The organism is Novosphingobium sp. 18050 (genome assembly GCF_902706195.1).
In the GTDB taxonomy this organism is placed as follows: domain Bacteria; phylum Pseudomonadota; class Alphaproteobacteria; order Sphingomonadales; family Sphingomonadaceae; genus Novosphingobium.
Map to the genome: position 1 here is coordinate 89,481 of NZ_CACSJO010000013.1, position 18,984 is coordinate 108,464.

20 protein-coding genes are annotated in these 18,984 nt (G+C 64.1%); 5 read left to right on the forward strand and 15 right to left on the reverse strand.

Translation table 11 applies throughout. From position 1 onward, the window contains the following. Nucleotides 1–223 precede the first annotated feature (223 nt). Nucleotides 224–1,111, forward strand: a complete 888-nt coding sequence (locus GVL61_RS14095) for an ArdC family protein (protein WP_159981101.1) — start codon at nt 224–226, stop codon at nt 1,109–1,111. Then, on the forward strand, nt 1,108–1,392 hold the full coding sequence (locus tag GVL61_RS14100) for a sigma factor-like helix-turn-helix DNA-binding protein (protein ID WP_159981103.1): 285 nt from the start codon (nt 1,108–1,110) through the stop codon (nt 1,390–1,392). Before GVL61_RS14095 ends, GVL61_RS14100 begins: the two co-directional genes overlap by 4 nt. A gap of 69 nt (nt 1,393–1,461) precedes the next feature. Here GVL61_RS14100 and GVL61_RS14105 read toward each other — a convergent pair whose 3' ends face one another. The 4 genes from GVL61_RS14105 to GVL61_RS14120 form a co-directional block, all read right to left on the reverse strand. Beyond that, nucleotides 1,462–1,671: an AlpA family transcriptional regulator gene (locus GVL61_RS14105; RefSeq protein ID WP_159981106.1), complete on the reverse strand. Its 210-nt coding sequence runs from the start codon at nt 1,669–1,671 to the stop codon at nt 1,462–1,464. Between the two features lie 286 nt (nt 1,672–1,957). Continuing rightward, nucleotides 1,958–2,542 carry a hypothetical protein gene (locus GVL61_RS14110; protein WP_159981109.1) on the reverse strand — a complete coding sequence of 195 codons (585 nt, stop codon included), beginning with the start codon at nt 2,540–2,542 and terminating at the stop codon, nt 1,958–1,960. A gap of 315 nt (nt 2,543–2,857) precedes the next feature. After that, complete coding sequence (locus GVL61_RS14115) at nt 2,858–3,202, reverse strand: hypothetical protein (RefSeq protein WP_159981112.1); 345 nt, start codon at nt 3,200–3,202, stop codon at nt 2,858–2,860. Between the two features lie 29 nt (nt 3,203–3,231). Continuing rightward, nucleotides 3,232–3,498, reverse strand: a complete 267-nt coding sequence (locus tag GVL61_RS14120) for a DUF6771 family protein (protein WP_159981115.1) — start codon at nt 3,496–3,498, stop codon at nt 3,232–3,234. On the opposite strand from GVL61_RS14120, the gene GVL61_RS14125 reads away from it, so the two are divergent. Beyond that, on the forward strand, nt 3,482–4,210 hold the full coding sequence (locus GVL61_RS14125; protein WP_159981118.1) for a hypothetical protein: 729 nt from the start codon (nt 3,482–3,484) through the stop codon (nt 4,208–4,210). The genes GVL61_RS14120 and GVL61_RS14125 overlap by 17 nt on opposite strands. Here GVL61_RS14125 and GVL61_RS14130 read toward each other — a convergent pair. Continuing rightward, nucleotides 4,123–4,473 carry a conjugal transfer protein TraD gene (locus GVL61_RS14130; protein ID WP_200844720.1) on the reverse strand — a complete coding sequence of 117 codons (351 nt, stop codon included), beginning with the start codon at nt 4,471–4,473 and terminating at the stop codon, nt 4,123–4,125. The genes GVL61_RS14125 and GVL61_RS14130 overlap by 88 nt on opposite strands. Continuing rightward, nucleotides 4,439–4,777 carry a conjugal transfer protein TraD gene (locus GVL61_RS14135; RefSeq protein WP_159981120.1) on the reverse strand — a complete coding sequence of 113 codons (339 nt, stop codon included), beginning with the start codon at nt 4,775–4,777 and terminating at the stop codon, nt 4,439–4,441. Before GVL61_RS14135 ends, GVL61_RS14130 begins: the two co-directional genes overlap by 35 nt. 172 nt (nt 4,778–4,949) lie before the next feature. Between GVL61_RS14135 and traA the strand changes: the two genes are divergently transcribed. Together traA and GVL61_RS14145 are read left to right on the forward strand one after the other, a co-directional pair. Further along, nucleotides 4,950–7,799 (forward strand): Ti-type conjugative transfer relaxase TraA, encoded by a 2,850-nt coding sequence (gene traA / locus GVL61_RS14140; RefSeq protein ID WP_159981123.1) that lies wholly within the window; start codon nt 4,950–4,952, stop codon nt 7,797–7,799. Nucleotides 7,800–7,808: 9 nt separating this feature from the next. Beyond that, nucleotides 7,809–8,510, forward strand: coding sequence for a DUF6118 family protein (locus tag GVL61_RS14145; protein WP_159981126.1), 702 nt, complete (start codon nt 7,809–7,811; stop codon nt 8,508–8,510). A gap of 327 nt (nt 8,511–8,837) precedes the next feature. Here GVL61_RS14145 and qatD read toward each other — a convergent pair whose 3' ends face one another. The 9 genes from qatD to GVL61_RS14190 form a co-directional block, all read right to left on the reverse strand. Then, nucleotides 8,838–9,617, reverse strand: a complete 780-nt coding sequence (qatD, locus tag GVL61_RS14150; RefSeq protein ID WP_159981129.1) for a Qat anti-phage system TatD family nuclease QatD — start codon at nt 9,615–9,617, stop codon at nt 8,838–8,840. Continuing rightward, nucleotides 9,614–10,921: a Qat anti-phage system QueC-like protein QatC gene (gene qatC, locus GVL61_RS14155; protein WP_159981132.1), complete on the reverse strand. Its 1,308-nt coding sequence runs from the start codon at nt 10,919–10,921 to the stop codon at nt 9,614–9,616. The genes qatD and qatC overlap by 4 nt, the downstream gene beginning before the upstream one ends. After that, nucleotides 10,918–11,667 (reverse strand): hypothetical protein, encoded by a 750-nt coding sequence (locus tag GVL61_RS14160; protein ID WP_159981135.1) that lies wholly within the window; start codon nt 11,665–11,667, stop codon nt 10,918–10,920. The genes qatC and GVL61_RS14160 overlap by 4 nt, the downstream gene beginning before the upstream one ends. After that, nucleotides 11,667–13,430, reverse strand: a complete 1,764-nt coding sequence (locus GVL61_RS14165; RefSeq protein WP_159981137.1) for a P-loop NTPase fold protein — start codon at nt 13,428–13,430, stop codon at nt 11,667–11,669. The genes GVL61_RS14160 and GVL61_RS14165 overlap by 1 nt, the downstream gene beginning before the upstream one ends. Before the next feature lie 311 nt (nt 13,431–13,741). Next, on the reverse strand, nt 13,742–14,173 hold the full coding sequence (locus tag GVL61_RS14170; protein ID WP_159981140.1) for a hypothetical protein: 432 nt from the start codon (nt 14,171–14,173) through the stop codon (nt 13,742–13,744). 995 nt (nt 14,174–15,168) lie between these two features. Beyond that, entirely contained in the window at nt 15,169–15,750 is a 582-nt protein-coding gene (locus tag GVL61_RS14175; protein ID WP_159981143.1) for a hypothetical protein, read from the reverse strand. Continuing rightward, nucleotides 15,747–17,102, reverse strand: coding sequence for a HAMP domain-containing sensor histidine kinase (locus tag GVL61_RS14180; RefSeq protein ID WP_159981145.1), 1,356 nt, complete (start codon nt 17,100–17,102; stop codon nt 15,747–15,749). The genes GVL61_RS14175 and GVL61_RS14180 overlap by 4 nt, the downstream gene beginning before the upstream one ends. A gap of 46 nt (nt 17,103–17,148) precedes the next feature. Further along, a complete protein-coding gene (locus GVL61_RS14185) occupies nt 17,149–17,835 on the reverse strand; it encodes a response regulator transcription factor (RefSeq protein WP_159981148.1) in 687 nt (228 codons plus the stop codon). Nucleotides 17,836–18,130: 295 nt separating this feature from the next. Further along, nucleotides 18,131–18,901, reverse strand: coding sequence for a CsgG/HfaB family protein (locus tag GVL61_RS14190; RefSeq protein WP_159981151.1), 771 nt, complete (start codon nt 18,899–18,901; stop codon nt 18,131–18,133). Nucleotides 18,902–18,984 lie beyond the last annotated feature (83 nt).

The window sequence follows — 18,984 nt, forward strand, 5'->3', positions numbered from 1 at the left end:
GGCGGCGTTGAGCCTTGACGGCTCCTTGGTGGCGGGGGGCGTCGCTGCCCTGTAGCCCCGCCTCGACGGGGCGCAACCCGTCCGCTTCGCTCCCGGGTCCTTCATTTCATTTCGGCCTTTCAGGTGCGCCCCGCCTTCACCCGGCGGGGCTTTCAGTTCGCTCCTGCCGCCCCCCGCCACCCTGGCGCCGGTCAATGGCGGTTGAGATAGGAGTGAAGGAGCCATGAGCCATACCGAACGTCAGAGCCTCTATGGAGAGGTGACCGCGCGGATCATCGCCGAGCTGGAAGAAGGCAGGTTGCCATGGGCGCAGCCTTGGGACGCATCGACCTGTCCATGTATGATGCCGGCCAATGCGGTGTCTGGCAGGGTCTATTCCGGGATCAACGTGCTCATTTTATGGGCAGCGGGCATCGGCGGCGGTTTCGGCTCACAGCGGTGGATGACCTACAAACAGGCCGCAGCAGCGGGCGGGAACGTGCGGCGCGGCGAGAAAGGAACGGTGGTCTGCTATGCTGATCGCTTCACCCCCAAGGATGAGGCAGCCAAAGCGCAGGGCGAGGACCGCGAGGCGCGCACCGTTGCGTTTCTGAAGCGCTTCACCGTGTTCAATCTCGACCAGTGCGAAGGTCTGCCGGACGACCTGCAGGGTGAACCGGCCTTGCCCGATCCCGTCATGGCAGTTGCCGGGGCGGACCGGATCATTGCCGCAACCGGGGCAGACTTCCGCATTGGCGGCGGGGAGGCGTTCTATTCACCGGGGCAGGACTACGTACAGGTGCCGCCGCAGGCTGCCTTTCCCGATCCGGTGAACTGGTACAGGACGGCGCTGCACGAGCTTGGTCATTGGGTCGGCGGCAAGGGGCGACTGGCGCGCGATCAGTCCGGGCGGTTCGGCTCGATGGCTTATGCCAAGGAGGAACTGGCGGCCGAGATGACGGCGGCTTTCACCTGCGCAACGCTGGGCATCCAGCCCACCGTGCGGCACTCAGATTACATCGGGGCGTGGCTTGAAGCAATGCGGGCCGATGAGAAGGCGATCTTCCGGGCGGCCAGCGCGGCCAGCAAGGGCGCCGACTATCTCCTCGCATTCGGGGAGGACCGGTCATGATCCAGCGCATCGCCATGTGGCAGCAGCGCAGAAAGGAGGCGCGCTTGCGTGACGCCTTTCCGGAGGTCGAGGATCCCCACCTGCGCCGTATGCACCGGGCGGTGGCATCGCTGCCGGCCCTGCATCACGAGGTGTTCCGGCTGGCGCGCTTCGAGGACCTGACAACCGACGAGATCGCCGCTCGGCTTAGCCTTTCCAGGCGGCAGGCCCACAGGCATTTCGTTTATGCCCTTCTCATGCTCGTGCGCTCCATGCAGCGGCAGGAACGCGAAGGGTGGTGACGATTGTCGCTGCCGCCCGGGAGACCGGGCGGCAGCATCGTTTCGCGGGGCATGTTCCGGCGGGGCGGGTTAGGTGTGATCATCGACAGAATAGAAGAACGGATTGGCGAGCCACTGCTCGAGGGCACTGCGGCGCCAGCCGACGCATCGCTTCGCGATGCGCACCTGACTGGGGAAGGTCCCGTCCTGAACCTTGCGATAAAGCGTCGCGCGCGACAGCCCGGTTTCCTTGAGCACCTGGGGCAGACGCACGAACGCATTGGGAGAGGTGGTATTCATGTGGCGCATCCTTCCTTTTAGGGGGATTGGATTGGCCGGCCACGAGTAGAATTGGGGCTTTCCGGGAGAAGCGCAACCGCGTTAAAACCCACTCTCGCCGCTCTCCGCACCGAACGACACCCGAGAGTACCCTGAGGACCTCTGGCGCACCCTCACGGACCCCAAAATTTTTTCACGGCACGACGCTGCGCGAGCGTCTCACCGCCCGCGCAGCTCTCCCCGCCGGTAGTTTCCCCGCATCACAATGACTTGGCGAACCGATTCGGCGCCCTGCGTCGATGTCCGATCAGGATCGTGCAGCACGGCGTGCCGGGCGATCGTGTCCTGTGACCTCCGCGACATGCGCGACCAGTGCGGCAATGATCTCGCGGACCTCCTCGGCGGCGAAGCCGCCATCATCTGGCTGGATGCCCTGGGCCCGGCTGAGGCTGTTCCATTTCCAGTAGGGCGACAGCACATCCATCAGCCGCTCGGTAACCGCGTCTTCGTAGCCGAACGCGGTGGCATTGGCGTAGGCCAGCGAGCGGTCGACATGAAGGCCGATGTACTTCGCGCACCACATGTCGGGAAAACCGACATCGAGCAGGTGCGACGACATCGCCAGCTGCGCGACGATGCCCGCCGAATAGAAGAACCAGGCCGTATCGTCGGCCGCGCCGCACGTCAGCGAGCCCATGAACTCGCCCGCACGCTGATAGCGATCGAGGCTGAGTTCGCGCCCTTCGCGCGTTCTCAGCAGCCGGATCGGCCGCGCGTCGTAGCGGCGCCACAGTGCGCCGAGCTCGGAATTCTCGGTGGGCAAGGTGATGACGGCAGCGCTCGGCGAGGCAGCGCCAAGGCCAGCTGAAGGAGCAGGAACCGTATTGTCCATATGTACCTCCGGTCCGCGTTAGGGGCGGGTAGCGGAAGGCTTCAGGGTATCACGCGGACCGACCCCGAACTCCCGCACGCAAACGCGCGGGAGCCGCCGGAGCTGGTAACATGCAAGTGACATGCGCCGCCGCCTTTCACCCGAAGGTTTGGACATGCGCGACGGCACCCCGGAAAACACTGTTTTCCGAGCTTATTTCACTTGCGGGATTACCAGTCCCGGCGCCGCCTTTTGCGCAGCGCCCTTGCACGATATCAGACGCGAATCCGTGCGCCAAGTCTTGCGTGAAAGCCGGGATTTATGCGGGTTGGCCGCTCAGCCCTTCGGCGACGATGCCGGGATGATCTTCGCGCGGCGGCAGTCCTGCCAGCCTGCATCGCCCCGGGGCACGAACGCGACGAAATCACCATCGAGCATGAGGGTGCCCTCGCTGCCAGCATAGCGCTCGCTGAGCGAGGAGGGTTTGCGTGGGAGCTTCAGTTGCCGGGCGCCGATCTGAATCCGGGCGCTACTGGCACCGGTCTGCAGCAGGAATTGCCTGCCGCCCGCGCAGGTGATGCGCTCTGCCGGCGCACGCGGTTGAGCCAAAGCAAGGGGAGCTGCCGCGCCGGCAAGCAGGGCGGCTGTTACAGCGAGGGAATACAACGCCCGGCGGCGCATCGGGAAAGCTCCGGTGAGGGTAAGCTTCCTTAAGCCTCGCGCGACTCGGTGGTTCCCGTATCGAGAGCACTGGCGATCATCGCCGCCAGCGTTTCTTCGGCGCGAATACGGAACGCCTCATCCTTTGCGCCCAGGTCGTGCCGGACCCATTGCGGTGCGCGCTCGATGACGCGCAGGATGATGGCGGAGGTCGTGTCGTTCATTGCCGCGCCTATGGCCATGGCAGACCGGTGCGGCAAGCGGCTTGCAGCGGCCCGCCGGGACCGGCAGGAATGGGTCATGCGGATCACGATCATCAGCGCTCTTGTCCTGCTTGCTGCGACATCATCTCCGGCGCGAGCCAATCCGGACAGCGTCCCGCTTCTCTGCGCCGGAAGCGACGTCGATCTCGACGCCCGAGCGCCAGGCACATCGCCGTCGCCGGGCACCTACCGATGCAGCGAGGAGGGCATGACGATTACCCTGCGCCTCACTGCCGATCGCCATTTCGAACAGCACATGGTCGCCGACGACGCCATGTTCGAGGCCGAAGGCGGCAGGCTCTCCCATGAGACCAGCCTCAAGGGCGAGTGGCGTGTCGAGAATGGCGCGCTGCACCTGTTCGCCAGGCCGCTGCGCGAACCGCGCATCAGCCTGCTCGAAGCCAGACGCGATCCGACCGTTGCCCTGCATGTCGAGGTCCGCACGCCCAAGGGCCAATCGCCCTCCGATCTCTACGTCGGCGAAGGAGAGGACGCCAATCCCCGCTCGTCGCTCGATGACGGCGTGCTGACCGTACCGCCCGAAGAAGGCACGGCGCCCGGCAGGCGATGGATTGTCCGCAATGGTGACGATCGGCGGCTCGCCTCTCTCGATGTCACGCCGGACGGCATAAACAGCTGGCGCTATGTTTACGAGCCCAGCGAACTCGAACCCTTCGATCAGCGCTCGCTCTTCACCGGCGATGCGGTGGTAGTGCCGCTGGGCATTGCCGGCGCCGTGCTGCGCCGGGTCCCGGGCGAGCCCTGAGCCGCATCCGCATCGTCGGCAAAGGCCCGCATGCCGCGCCGCCGCCACAGGGTCAGCGCCTGCTCGCGATCGGCACCGTGCAATCTGCCTGCCGCTTCGACCAGCAGCCTGAGCAGTACGGCGCGATCATCATCGACAAGTTCGACAAGGCCGGCCTTCATGATGAGGCCGCCCAGCTCTATGAGGTGCCGCGTTCGCTCGCGCCGCTTCACCTGCCATTCCCGGGTGTCATGCCGTGCCCGTTGGGCTGCGAGGCGGTTCATTGCCGCCTGGTTGCGCCGCAGACTGACCCGGCTCGCTGTGAGCGCTTTGGCGAGTGCTGTCAGCCCCGGCCTCTCGCTCGCCCGAAAAGAACGCAGCGCCCCGCTTGCGCCACGCCTCCCGCTTGGCGGGATCGGTCGTCGTCGCGATTGCGAGCAACGCGCCCGCCAGTTCCTCGACCGCCATTGCATCGGCGCCCGTCGCGGCGACCAGTTCGCCGAGCTGGCTGGTCCTGCGGGTCTTGAGTTGCCTGGCCTTGTCGTTCAGCGCCTTGAGCTCGGCATCGTAATCGCGGGGTTTGCGCATCGTCCGTCCTTCATGTTGATGATGTCGGACGAACCAGGTATCGGGATGATGGCACCCTCTCAATAGGGCGAAGCTTTCTGGGACTGCGTGATCCCGAGGCAGATGAAATCGTTCGAGGGCGCGCTTATACGTCGTGCCGACGTGCGCTTTCAGGGGTAATTGGTAGGCCGTCATGGCGATCTACCACTTCTCGGCCAAAGTCATCTCGCGCGCCAGCGGCTCGTCCGCCGTGGCGGCAGCCGCCTATCGTTCTGCCTCGCGGCTGCACGACCAGCGGCTCGATCGTGCCCACGACTTTTCCAACAAGGCGGGCGTCGTCCATTCCGAGATCCTGTTGCCCGAGGGCGCGCCTGAAGAGTGGCGCGACCGAGAACGGCTGTGGAATGATGTCGAGGCGATCGAGAAGCGCAAGGACGCGCAGCTGGCCCGCGAAGTCGAGTTTGCCATCCCGCGCGAGATGAGCCAGGCCGAAGGGATCGTGCTGGCGCGTGACTTCGTTGACCGCGAATTCGTGGCGCGCGGCATGGTCGCCGATCTCAATGTGCACTGGGACATCGGCGAGGATGGCAGCCCCAAGCCCCATGCCCATGTGATGCTGGGCATGCGCGAGGTGAACGAGGAAGGGTTCGGTCCCAAGGTACGCGACTGGAACCGGACCGAACTTCTCACCCATTGGCGCGAGGCCTGGGCCGAGCATGTCAATGAGCGGCTGGCAGCACTCGATATCGACGCCCGCGTCGATCACCGCTCCCTGGAAGCACAGGGCATCGAGCTCGAACCGCAGCACAAGATCGGCCCGGCTGCTTCGCGTATGGCCGGGCAAGGGCTGGAGAGCGAACGGCTCGACGAGCATCACGCCATCGCCCGCGCCAATGGCGAGAAGCTGCTGGCGCATCCCGAGATCGCGCTCGATGCGATCACCCACCAGCAGTCGACCTTCACCGCCCGGGACCTTGCGATGTTCGTCCATCGCCATAGCGAGGGCAAGGATCAGTTCGATCAGGTGATGGCGACGGTGAAGTCATCGCCCGAACTCGTCAGGCTGGGCAAGGACGGGCGCGGCGAAGACCGCTTCACCTCACGGGCGATGCTGGAGACCGAGCAGCGTCTGGAGCGCCAGACCGCCACGCTCGAGGCGCGGCGCCATCATGGCCTGCCAGATCGGCATCGCGACCTGGCGCTGTCCCGCGCCGAGGCGCGCGGCATGGTGTTGTCGCCTGAACAGCGCGGCGCGCTCGAGCATGTGACCGATGGGCGCGGCATCAGCAATGTCATCGGCTATGCCGGCACCGGCAAGAGCGCGATGCTGGGCGTGGCGCGCGACGCCTGGGAGGCGGCAGGCTACGAGGTGCGCGGTGCGGCCTTGTCCGGCATCGCTGCCGAAAACCTCGAAACCGGCTCGGGGATTGCCTCGCGCACGATCGCCAGTCTTGAGCACCAATGGGCGCAGGAGCGCGAGCTGCTGACCGACAGGTCCGTCCTCGTTATCGACGAGGCCGGCATGATCGGCACGCGCCAGATGGAACGCGTGATGCGCGAGGCCGAGAAGCGCGGCGCCAAGGTGGTGCTGGTCGGTGATCCCGAGCAGCTGCAGGCGATCGAGGCCGGCGCCTCGTTCCGCTCGATCGCCGAAAGGCACGGCGCGGTGGAGATCACCTCGATCCGTCGCCAGTCCATTGACTGGCAGCGCGATGCGACGCGCCAGCTCGCCACCGGGCGCACCGGCGAAGCACTCGCGGCCTACGAGCAGGCCGGTCATGTCCATGCCGCCGAGACGCGCGAACAGGCGCGCGCCGACCTCATCGATCGCTGGGACAGGGGACGGCAGGCCCGGCCCGATACGAGCCGCATCATCCTCACCCACACCAACGAGGAAGTGCGCGAGCTGAACGAGGTTGCCCGTACCCGCCTGCGAGCAGCGCAGATGCTGGGGCAGGACGTGGGGCTCATGGTCGAGCGGGGCGAGCGCGACTTCGCCTCTGGCGACCGGGTGATGTTCCTGAAGAACGAGCGCAGCCTGGCGGTCAAGAACGGCACGCTCGGCACTGTCGAGCAGGTCAGCCGATCAGCCATGCTCGTGCGCACCGATGACGGGCGGACCGTCGCCTTCGACCTGAAGGATTACGCCCATGTCGATCACGGCTACGCTGCGACGATCCACAAGGCGCAAGGCATGACGGTGGACAGCGTCCATGTGCTGGCAACGCCGGGCCTCGATCGGCATGCGTCCTATGTGGCGCTTTCGCGGCACCGGGACAACGTTGACCTTCATTACGGCCGGGACGACTTTGCCGATCGGGATCGGCTTGTCCGCGCGCTCAGCCGCGAGCGGTCCAAGGACATGGCCTCGGACTATGCCCGCGTGCCTGCACGTGTACCGAAGCCCGAAATCGCACTCAAGCCGGAGCGCGAACCACAGGTACGGCGCAATCCCTTCGCAGGGCTACGGTTCAAGGCGCCGCCGGAGCCGACGCCTCAGCAGGCCCAGCCACTCGATGTGGCCGTCGCGCGCTACGGACGGGCCCTACGCGACATCGATCGTATGCAGCATCAGGGGCTCAATCCGATCGTCAGCCAAAGGCAGGCGATCGAACGCGCAGGGCGCGACCTCGATGCCCAGCGCCAGAATGGCGCAGAGGATGCATATGCGGCCATGCGGAAGGACCCGTCGCTGATGGACGAGGCCGCCAAAGGCAAAAGTACGCGCGCCATCCAGGCGATGCGGATGGAAAGCGAAATCCGTGTCGCGGCCGATCGGCGTGCCGACCGCTTCGTTGAGGAATGGCGGACCCGTACCCGGCAGTTCCTGCGACTCCAGAAGATGGGCGATCATCTTGGCGCCGAGCGTGCGGCAGAGCGAATCGATCACCTGGCAAAGAGCTTCCATCGCGACCCGGAACTGGAATCCCGGCTTCGCATGAGGTCTCACGAACTGGGCCTCAAGGTCCGGGAGGGGAGTACTTTGTCTCGGGACATCCAGGACTGGATCAGCCGCTCGCGCTCGCGTGGACTTGAGCGTTAGGCTTCGCGCATGACTGAAAACGACCCACCAGCCGAGCTTGATGCAACCGAGGCGTTCGAGGCAATGAACCGCCGTCTTGCAGGAATGTCAGCCGCCATTGATGGCTTTGCCATGCGCTTTGATGACCTGCAGGAGCGCGACTACAGCAAGGATCTGGCTCAGATCGATGTTCGCATCGAGCGGCTGAGAGAAGGGATCAACCTCCTCAGCCGCCGGCCAGCGATGGCTTTGACGCCGGAAAAAGTTGCGGGCCAGATCGACGCGGCAGCAAAGGCAGTGCGGGAGGTCGAGCAGGAGGCCTGGTCTCGGGCGCGCCAGCAGTTGAACGCCGAGGCCAGTTCAATCCGGGAAGTCGTCTATTCCGCCAGGGAAGCCGGAAAGCAGGATCGCTGGCTCATGTACTGTGGGGGCGTGGGCATCGTGCTTGGCGCGATGCTTATGTTCCTGGTGCCTCGCGCGGCGCTGAACGTCGTTCCCGACAGCTGGCTGTGGCGGGAGAAGGCTGCTGTCGAAACCATGAACCGCGATGGCTGGGCCGCTGGCGAGCGCTTGATGCAGGTCTACGCTCCGAAGCGGTGGGAGCAAGTGGCTGAGTTCCTGCGGCTGCCGGAAGAGAAGCGCGCCCAGTTTTCGGATTGCATGCAGCAGGCTCATGACAAAGCGCGGGCGGCCTCTTGCACCATCCGCACGGGCGTCACGAAGGGCAGCTGATCGCAGGCGAGAGGGAATTCCGGGAAATGTCCCGCCGTGACAGGAAGCTGACGATCGTGAAGCAAGCCATCTGCGGTCCGTTGAAGGGCTGCTAACGTCGGAGGGTGGGACAATCCGGAAAGTCTCCTATCGGGCGCCAACCTGGCCTGAGCCGCCCTTCGTTCATTTCGGCAAGAAGCAGGAGAACGGTCCAAGGTTGGGACATTTGCGATCGTCGACTTTGCCGAAGTGCTTTGGCTAAAGTGGTCACCCAGCAGCGAAGAGCCATCTCCGTTTTGCTCTCGAAATCAGTTATTTCTCGAACTGAGTAGCACTCGTAGTTCTGAACTATGCGATCGTACGCTGACTGATCGGCGATCGCGCGCGGATGTGATCCGGCCCGGATGCGCTTAAAGATCGCAGGTTGTCGAGAAGCTGCTTTTCGGCTTCCCCAGGAGAGATCCCCCATATTGTTGCCAGCTGTTTGACCGCCACCCAAGCATCGACCGGGTGCAGCGGACCATTTGGGCCCTTGCCAAAAGGCCCATCCGTTTCAGTGAGAATGCGATCGCGCGGCATCGCTTTAGCGAGCGATCTACCCTTCGCACCACGAAGCATGGCCGGCCCCACGGAGAACCAGCAACCGATGTCGGTCGCTCGCCGAAGCTGAGTGGCGGATCCCGAAAACCAGTGGAGGATCGGCAGGCCCGCACCAGGAACCGCTGCGAGCCGCTCGAGAATCTCGTCTACGGCATGCCGGCTATGAATGCTCATGATCCGGCCACCACCCTTATCGGAGAGGCGCAGGACGGTATCGAAAACCTTCCTCTGCAACGCGCTGTGCTCGCGATAGCCCGGGCCGCCATCTAGGCCGATCTCTCCGACATAGCGCGAACGTGGAAGCAGTTCCTCGAAAAGGCCCAACTCGTTATGTCGCTCGTGGGCAAGCTGCGGATGCAGGCCGAGCGCAGTACGGATCCGCTTATGCCCCTTCGCGAGCTGCGCCGTGCGAACCCAGGCGCGAGGAGTAGTCGTGACGGACAGGACATAGATGCCAGCGGCTTCCGCATCGCGGACTTCACGGACGGGATCCGGATAGAGATCGAGATGGCAGTGGAAGTCGATCAAATGCTCAGCCCATGCGACGCGAAGAAGCTCTCAAGTTCGTCCATCCCCCGTTCGACGACGCTGAAGAGCGCGGTGCGCTCGGTGAGGTCTTGCGGGAGTGGCCCAGTCTGCATCACCCAGCTGCGAAGTCCGCGATCATAGCGGCGCTTGAGCGCTGTGTGGATGGACACGACGTCGTCCCTGTAGTCGTCTTCGGCCAGCGCGTCGACCAGTCTATCCGTGTCGTATTCGGTTCCGTCGGACAGGCCGGCCCGGTGGAAAGACGAACGACGGATGGAGCATGGCCAGCAGCGACCACACTGCATGTTCTTCCGCTTCCAGTTTCCACACGACACGGTGGCCGTCGCAAACTCTGCGATATTCGCCTGATTCGCCCGGCGTGCGAGCATCTCGCCCTTAGTCTCGTGCCGATGCGGATTGATGATCCTGACGCCGAGATCGATCGCGTCGAACAATTCCTGAAGAAGCGAAAGATAGTGGGGATGGGCCGTCCTCGTGCTGAGCGCGCCGATCCGGCGAGCCGTGAGGGGCGGATTGAGAGCAATAAGGCCGTTCTCGCACATGTAGAGGTTGATTGAGGCAGGTCCACGGAAAGTTCGGACCGCCTGCGCCACCAGGGCAGCGAAGGTGAGAAAGAGAAAGCTGCGCGTGCGCGTAGTGATCTCGGTGACGCCCTCGCGGCTAGGGTAGCTATTGAACTCGAAGCGCTGTGGCGTCCAAGGCAGCAGGCTGGCGACCGCTCCCTGATAGGTCTTGTCGCCACGAGGCGCATGGCTGACGAGAAGCGGACGAATTCCGCCATCCATCAGATCCATGACGCCGAGCCCGCTGTCGAGGCCTCCGGAGAAGAGAGCAACGGCGTCGATCTTGGACGGGTCGATGACTTCACGACGGTGCACGTCCCGCTTGGATGGCGGCTCGAGCCCGCCGCCACGGAACACGAACGTCCAGCTGTCGCCGCTGAGGAAGTTCAGCGCCTTGGAGAGCAGCGGGGTCAGCGATCTCCAGCGATCTGGCTCGGTCACCGGCAGGTCGATCTCGATGTCCCGGCGCCATCCGTCGGCGGTGTCGTCACGCAGGACGAAGGTGTCGGCGGCGGTGATCGCCATCGCCACGGCGACGAGGTCCATCGCCTGACGAGAAGGGGGAACCGCCAGGCGCGAGAAGCGGTCGCGAAGGTCATTGCCGACGAGGCCTGCGCCTGGAACCGAAGTGTGGGCACCGTAGAGCAGGACCGGGATGTCCTCGCCCCCAAGTCCTTCGCCGAGACGCTTGGGATCCAGCCTAAGAACGACGCGGGTCATTCCGTGTCGCTCCACACCTGCCAGATGTCGGCGAGTGCGGCCTGTTCGATCTTTGCAATCTGATCGCGAGTCAGGGTGCCAAGGTCGCCTACAAGCCGGGAAGAGAGATGCGCGTCCATCGCGGCGCGTACCACTTCGAGAAGCTCGTTCTCCGTGGCGGTCGAGCGCTCGACACTCGGCGCCTTCTTCCAAGCCTCGCCTGCGGCGGCCGATATTTCCTGGAAGAGAATTTGCGAGAAGAATTCGACCAGTATGGTGATGATCTGGTCGGGCTTGATCGAAGCTGGGTCGAATACGCCTTCGTCGCCCAGCACCTCGGCGAGGGCCTCCTGCATCGCCGCGCGAACTTGGTCGGCGTCGGCGTTCTCGGGAGCGAGTGTCTCGGCGATCGCCTGCGCCGCCTCGTCCATTGGCAAGCCCGCCAGAGCGGCTAGGTCAAATGTCCCGGACGCGGTCTGGATCTGGCCACCGGATAAGGCCTGCGCGAGATCGGCGCCGGCCGCATAGGCAGGTCCGAAGCGCCGTGGACCGACGGACGAACCGCCGGTGGCGGCTGAGGCATACTTCTTCAGCGCCTTGCCCAGCGAACCGCCGTTACCGCTGGCGACCTTACCGAATTCGGTTCGGAAGCTACGGAAGCGCTGCCCCGTAGGCTGCGGAACTGGCGCGCCCGGTGTGGCGTCGGCCCAAGGCGGGACCAGCGGCGACCTGCTGTTCGGCCCCTTCGCGGATGCGGATGTACCCATCAGGCCAGCTCGATCCAGGTATCATTCTTGATCAGCGCCTTCAGCCATTTAGGCTTATCGGTCAGCGAAGTGAGATACTGGTTGAGCCTCGTTGCCGCATCGGGCCAAGCCCGAGCCAGAATCACGCTGCCGCGCACATCGTTTCTGCCCTTCGACCATTCCGTGTTTTTGCGTATCTCGGCGATCATCGCCTCCATAGCCGCGACCGCCTCGGACGGATCGATCCCGGCAGCGGTCTCTTGCGCGACGGAAGAGCCGATGGTCGCAGTCGTGAGCAACGCCTCGACCGCACCCAGCGTCGAGGGCGACAAAGTCGAACCGCGTAGGCGCATCGGCACGGTCTCGCGCGAGAGATAGACGGCCGGGCGAAGATCGACGCCGGCCAGTTTCGGAGGCAGGCCGAACCAGTCTCGCAAAACGGAGAGATGCGGTTTCAGGGCCTCGGGCAGAAGGCCGCGCAGTGCCCCCTCAGTCTGCGCCGCCTCGGCCTTGGCGAACAGCTCCGACCTGCCCGCCTCGGCGGTCTGAATCTCCCGCTGGAGAGCCTGAATGGCTTTGCCGTCAACGCATCGCTCGAATAGCGCGAGCTTGGCGATAATTGCCTCGTCGAGGTTCATCGTCCGACGCTTCGCGACGGACGAGCGCATTCGCACCACGTTCATCATGCGCTTCACGATCCGCGGATTGCCGTTCACCTTCGCCGATTGGGCCAGCGTCGGCGCCATTCGGAGACCGAGCTCGATCTGATTGCGTAGGGTCGGATCGTTCGAGCCGAGCAACCCCATGACCTTGTCGACGTCATAGCCGTCGCCATCCTTCCAGGAATGCCGCAAATCCTCGATGAGGAAGGTACGAAGCGCGGCGATCTTATCCTCGCCGCAGCCAGAGCGCACGGCGTTCAGCATCGTGAGATAGGCGCGGATTTCAAGGATCCCCGGACGCGGAACGTAGACCGGCACTTGGATGAGTTTGTCGAGATAGTCAGTGACGAGACGATCGTCGGGATCATGGAAGTGCTGAGACACGGCGTGCCGGATCATGTCCTCGTCGGCCGCCACGACGAAGGCCGTGTTCGGAAGGAACAGGAACAGGCGGATCGCTTCTAGAGTCTGGATGGAATTGGCCGGCAGGCAGCGATCGAGGTTGTCAATGAAGACGACCAACTTCTTTTCGAGCCCGGTAAGAATTTCGCCGAATTCCGCCCGGAATGCCGTGATTTCCTCGGTTGGCGCCTTGGCGGGATCCAGTAGCTTGCCGGCCTTTTCGGCTAGCTTCTCCGCATCTTCACCAGCATCCTCGCGATCCTTGTCGTCCAGCCCCGCGCCCAACGCCTTGCCGCTGGCCTCGACCAGCCGACCAGCCGCTCCGAAGGTGGGGAAGCCCATCGCCGCCGCACCACCCTCGACCAGCAGCCCTAGGACGCGCATCTTATTCACACGTTTGATGAGGCTGCCTGCCTTCGTCTTCATGCCTTCCGGCGCTGCGGCAGCGAGGGCATTCGCGATGACCGACATCAGAGCAGCACGGGCGTCGTCGAACCCCTGATAGAGCCAAGCGTCAAACCGGACGATCAGATGGGCGTCGCCCTGTTCTTTCAGCAGGCTCTCCACCAGATTGAGCGTGCTGGACTTCCCGATGCCCCAGCCGCCAAACACGCCCAGCGACATCGGCAGGAGGGTATCATCGCCGATCATCTCAGCGATTAGCTCGGCGACCTCGGAGTAATTCAGAAAGTCGACGTCGGTCTCAGTATCAGCCCACACGGACCGCACTCCATTCGCTCGTATACTTAGCTGGATATCCTAAGTCGGGCAGGACGCCCATGACGACGGTAGTCGTCGAACCTATTACTCCACCCTTGCCATCGAAACTGGGTGTCGCATGGACCAGATGTCAATACGGCGAAGGCGATATATTCGATATTATTTAGGTTTCCGGATCAGGTATCTCCAAAATGAAGCGATTTCTTTATGTCCACAGCGCAAAGAACGATCGCTCGCATAGCGAGGCAAGAAGCGCTTCGGACTGTGTCAGTCCTTCGGATTTTGTGAAGCGCATTCGCCGCAACCCTTGCTCAATCGTGCGTGAGGTGCCCGAAGGCCATCGCTTCCGTCAGCACGGCGTGCGCCTCTTTGACTAGCGTAAGGTCGCGATCCCACTGCCCCTCTGGTCCGCCTGTGAATTTTTCTCCGTGAAGAAAGCTATTCCGCACGCGACATACGCCTTGAACTATCAACTCGTGCACGTTGGTGAGCGGCGAGGTTTTCTCTGGTGACCAAGTCATGTCTGCCATCAGTCGACGCGGTGGATCGCCAATCAGTGTCTTGGCGATCTCCTTCTTAACTATATGCGCGAAAAAATCCGTGCCGAGATCGCCGGCGAATGAGTCCCAGTCCGCCTCGGCGACGTCCTTGTTCTTTCGAAGATAGTCGGAGCGCTTGAGCGCATATTCCGTCTGCCCGAAATCAAGCGCGAACGCTTTGGCGGTTTCGTAGGGGTTTTCCATTGCTCCGCATATTTGGTGCAAGCTCCCCACTTCCCGCAAGCCTTAAGGCAACAATGGCGATTGTTGCTGCTTGCGTTTCCCCGAACCCCAGCGGCACCTTCCGGCGGAACCTACCGCTAGCCACTCGATCGGCGTAATCTGGTCGGGAGCCTTCGGAATACCGAACGGTCTGCAATTGGGGAGCGAAATTTGCTCGCTGAGCGTCCGACTAGGGTCGAAAAGACCGGAGACTACACGAATTGCCTTTTGCGCTAAGCACGGAGGACAGCGGCGGATCAGTCATGTTTATTGGCAACTCGCCCGAATCGACGACGCGAGCTATGGTAGTTCCTGTTCGAGGGCAGCCAAGCGAACCCTGTTTGTGCTTCGAACCCGATTAGCGAAAAGGGAGTGGGGCCTCACTGTGGGGCCTAAATTTTGCTGCAATGCAGCATTATATTTCATTTCAATCAGTTATAGGTGCCATGCGGTTCCCGCTACCGAACCGAACCCGGCCACCAAGGAAATCGCGCCAGATCAACGTCGTAGTCCCGGACCCGGTTCAGAGGTCTGGCAGTCTCCCGCTACCCGCTCCAAGCCGCCACAAACCCATGAAAAGACGCTGATTTTGTCAATCTAGGCCAGCTTCTGACGTCTGGGTTGTACATGGCAGATTTGTGGCTTGCCCCGCCGAAGCTCAGTCTACCAGTTTCGGGTGCGCGAGCAGTTCAACCTGCGATGAGATCATCGGCCGGAATGTTTTGAAGGGGCCTTTGCAAAAGGACATACGATCATCGGCCGTAATATTGAGCGGGAAGGTGGTGTTTGAGGTCGGAGCTACCTTGAACAGGCGTGCTGGTGAGGGACTGGCCCATGAAGACCGGGGCTTTGGGACGATCCTGCTCAGTGGGCGTCGCCGTCGGGGGACCGAGATCACGGGTTGGAACGCATGCTGATTGCGGTGCTTTTGAAAGGCGGCGCTGTCGGCGGGGTGTGGCCGGATCAGGCGCGGTTCGTTATTCGACGACGAGGAAGTACTCGGCCACGCGGTTGCCGCCGTTGCGAACCTCGATCACGTAACGCTGGGTGAACACCGGAACCCAGCGGCAGGCGCGGCGCGCGTCCGCGGTGCTGCACACTGCGCGGCGCTCGGCGTCGAGGACTTGCAGGGTGAGGGGCGTATCGCTGGGCGTGGAGAGGGCGATGCTCGCTTTCTTGCCCGAGAGGAAGACCTGCTCGAAGCTGTCGCTGCGGCCTGGCTGCGCTTTGCCGGCACGGTAGCCGGGGCCAAGCGCGCTGCCGCGCAGGGGGCTGGGCATGGGGGCCGCCAGTGTGCGCCATGCGGGCACCGGGTCTTCGCCGTTCCAGTCGCTCAGCGGGCGGGCGCCGGAACGCTCGATCACGCCCAGCGCCTGCGCCAGCCCTTCGCGGTCGGCGTGGCTTTGGGCGGTCTGCGCGGTGGCGAGCGCCAGTGCGACGCGTTCGCCCAGGGCAAGGGGAGCGGCGGACGCCTGCTCCTGCGCGGCGGCGCCCGGTACGGCCAGAATAACGGCGGTAGATGCTGCGAGAACCGCGCATTTGCGCGATACAGGGCTCATCGTTGGAACTCCGGGGTAACGGTGAAACAGGCGCCCCGATCGGTGGGGGCCAGAGCAATCTTCAGGTGATGGCGTTCGGCGATCGCGCGGCACAGGGCAAGGCCGAGGCCGGCGCCTTCCGTGCCGAAGCAGCTTCCGCCCCGGTTGAATTTCTCGAAAATACTTTCGCGCTGGTCTTCGGGGATACCCGGGCCGTCATCACTGACGATCAGCCTCGGTCCCCTGCGCAGCTTGAGACGGACAATACCACCACGCGGCACGAATTTGAAGGCGTTGTCGAGCAGGTTGGTGATGAGCCTGGTCAGCTGCATTTCCTCGCCGTCGATCGTCACTTCGGGCTCAATGTCTAGTTGCAGGACGTGGCCCGATTCTTCGGCGCTGTCAGCGTAAAGCTCGCCAAGCCGAGCCGCAAGCGCGCTGAGGTCCACCGGGGCAAGGCCGTGGCGGTCGCCGCGCCGGGCTTCGCTGGCGGCAATGTCGAGCAGAGATTCGAGCATTCGGATGATGCCCCGAATCTCGGTGCGGGCATCGGCGATGCGCGCGGCAGTCTCGGCATCGGGCGTGGCCGCCAGCGCTTTCACCAGCCGGTTGTCGAGATGCATGAGGGGCGTGCGCATCTCGTGGGCGACGTGGTCGCTCGTCTCGCGGTGGGAGGCGGCCAGGCGCTTGAGCCGGGCGAGGGCATTGCCCGAATGGCTGGCCAGTTCGTCGATCTCGTCATGCCCGGCCGATCCGCGCGCCAGTTCCTCAAGCGCGGCATCGTCGGGTTGGCGGAAAGCGGCGTTGATCCGCTCGAGCCTTCCTGCCAGCCGGTGCGCTGCCGTCCACCCGCCCAGTGCCACTGCCAGCACGGCCAGCACGCCGCCGGTCAGGAACACCAGAGCGACCTGCCGCAGCAACAGCCCGAGGTCGCGGTATTCGTGGGCGACAAGCAGGCGCAGGTTCGGACCGAGTTGGGTTGAGCGGGCGAAAGCCTGGCCGGACCCGTCGATGTACATGTCTGCCGCTTCGGAGATGCCGGCATGAAGGCCTGGCCAGCGGGTCAGGTCGCCGGCGATGCGCGTGCCTTGCGCGTCCGCGAGCAGGTAGTGAGCGGCGTCTCCGTCGCGCTGCTGCAGCGCGAGACGGTCGTTGATGCGCTTGGCCAGTTCGTCCTTGTCGCCGCTGGCGTAGATGTCGACCATGCCGGCAAGGTCGACGTTGACCGCGCGTTCGAGGGCCTGGCGGCTGGTGCGCTGGATCGTCGCGTTGGTCAGTACCCACAGGCCGAAAGTGATCGTCGCCGCCGTGAAGATCGCCCAGAGCACGATCTGCGCGAAGATGGAGTGGCGGATGACGAAGACGCGGCTCACCGCCAGGTCTTCGTTTTGCGGGGTAGTGCCGATCCGGGCAAGCCTCTCACCGGCCGTCCAATAGCCTGTATCCTGACCCCCAGATCGTCTCGAGCGCCGGCCGTTCGAAGCCTTCTTCCAGCTTGCGGCGAAGGCGCCCGATGTTGACATCGACGACATTGGTCTGCGGGTCGAAGTTCATCTTCCACACGTCGCGCAGCAGCATCTCGCGGGTGAGCACTTCGCCCGCGTTCTCCATGAAGTAGCGGAACAGCTCGAATTCCTTCGGGCTGAGGGAGAGGTGGCGATTGTCGCGAAAGGCGGTCCGGGCCTTCACGTGGCACTCGAACGCCCCGTAGAGGATCACTGCGGAATGCTCACGCCCCGAGGAGCGGCGGTGCAGCGCGCGCAGGCGGGCGAGTAGTTCCTCCCCCTCGAAAGGCTTGGCCAGGTAGTCGTCGGCGCCGGCATTCAGCCCCTCGGCGCGGTCGGAGGTGCGGCCCAGGGCAGAGAGCAACAGGACCGGCGTGCCCACTCCGCTTTCGCGCAGGCGCGACAGGATGGTCAGCCCGTCGAGGTCCGGCAGCATACGATCGAGGATTATGACGTCGAAGCGATCGGCCCCGGCGCGCTTGAGGCCGTCATTGCCGGTCGCGCACCAGGTCAGCGTGTCGCCGGACCCGCCCGCCAGTTCGCCGACTTGCGCGGCGGCGCGCGAATCGTCCTCGATGTAGAGGATGTTCAGCCCGCTCATGCCAGCTTTGTCTCCCTCATGGCGGCTACGCCCCCATTCATGTCTGAAGCCATGTGGCATCCTGTTTCGCCGGCGCCATGCCAGTGATGAGCCCAGTCGCGAATAGTCCGTCCCCCGGTGCCTATTCCCCGCATGGTACGTTGATTCGCAAAATAAACCACGGCCTCGGCGGGGTCGCCTGACAATGGCTGTTATGCGGCGCTCATGCGCGGGAACCCGCCGATGGCAGGCGCTTGAGGGCGTGTTGTCCCGGGTTGCCCCGGGACCCCGTGCACGCCCCTTGCGCCGATCCGCTTCAGTGCGCCTGGGGCGCGGCTGCGGAGGGGTCTACCGGCAGGCCGCCGAGCTGGGTGACCAGCTGCGTATAGGCGTCGAGGTAGGCAAGTACGATGATCTGGCCGATCTGGGTGTTCTGATAGCCGCCGCCGCCGACACCGCCGAAGGTTCCGCCGAAGAAGCCCGCGCCGCCCCCGCCGAAGCTGACGTCGGATTTGCGCGCGTAGCCCTCGGTCAGGGCTTCTTCCACCGTTGTGCGCGAATTGACGATCGAGAGGGTGACATTGGCCTCGCCCTTCTTGACGTTGAGGCCGCCGGCGATGGCGCCGATGCCGCGTCCGAACATGCCGCCCACTCCGCCCAGCACGCCGCCGAGGCCGCCGCCGCCGGAGTTGTTGTTGGTCGAGACGATGTCGGGCTGCAGGAAGTAGTCCGCCGCCTTGATCTGGCCCTTGCCGATGTTCGAGCCCTTCTGCAGTTCACCCTGTGCGGCCAGGGCGCGTTCCATCGCACTGTTTTCAAGGCTGCGGCCACGATTGACCAGGGTGAAGCAGCCGGACTTCTGCACGAAGACGCGCAGGATCGCCTCGGGGCTGCCCAGGCTCAGTTCGCGCCACCACTGGTTGTCGGGCTCGACGATGGCGACGCTGCCCAGCTTCTTGGTGCACATCGGAATGTTCTGGGTGCGGGTTTCCTGCTGCTTGCGGGCAGAAGACTTGTCGGCAGCGAGCGTCGGCGTCGCGGTCAGAGAAATAGCAAGCGCGGCAAGCGCGCAGACAGAGGTTTTCATGTCGATCGTTGCTCCCATTTTACCGCGCTGTGATGGCGCGGTCCGCCCGATCCGCAGGGCGACACGTCAGATAGAGCGCGATT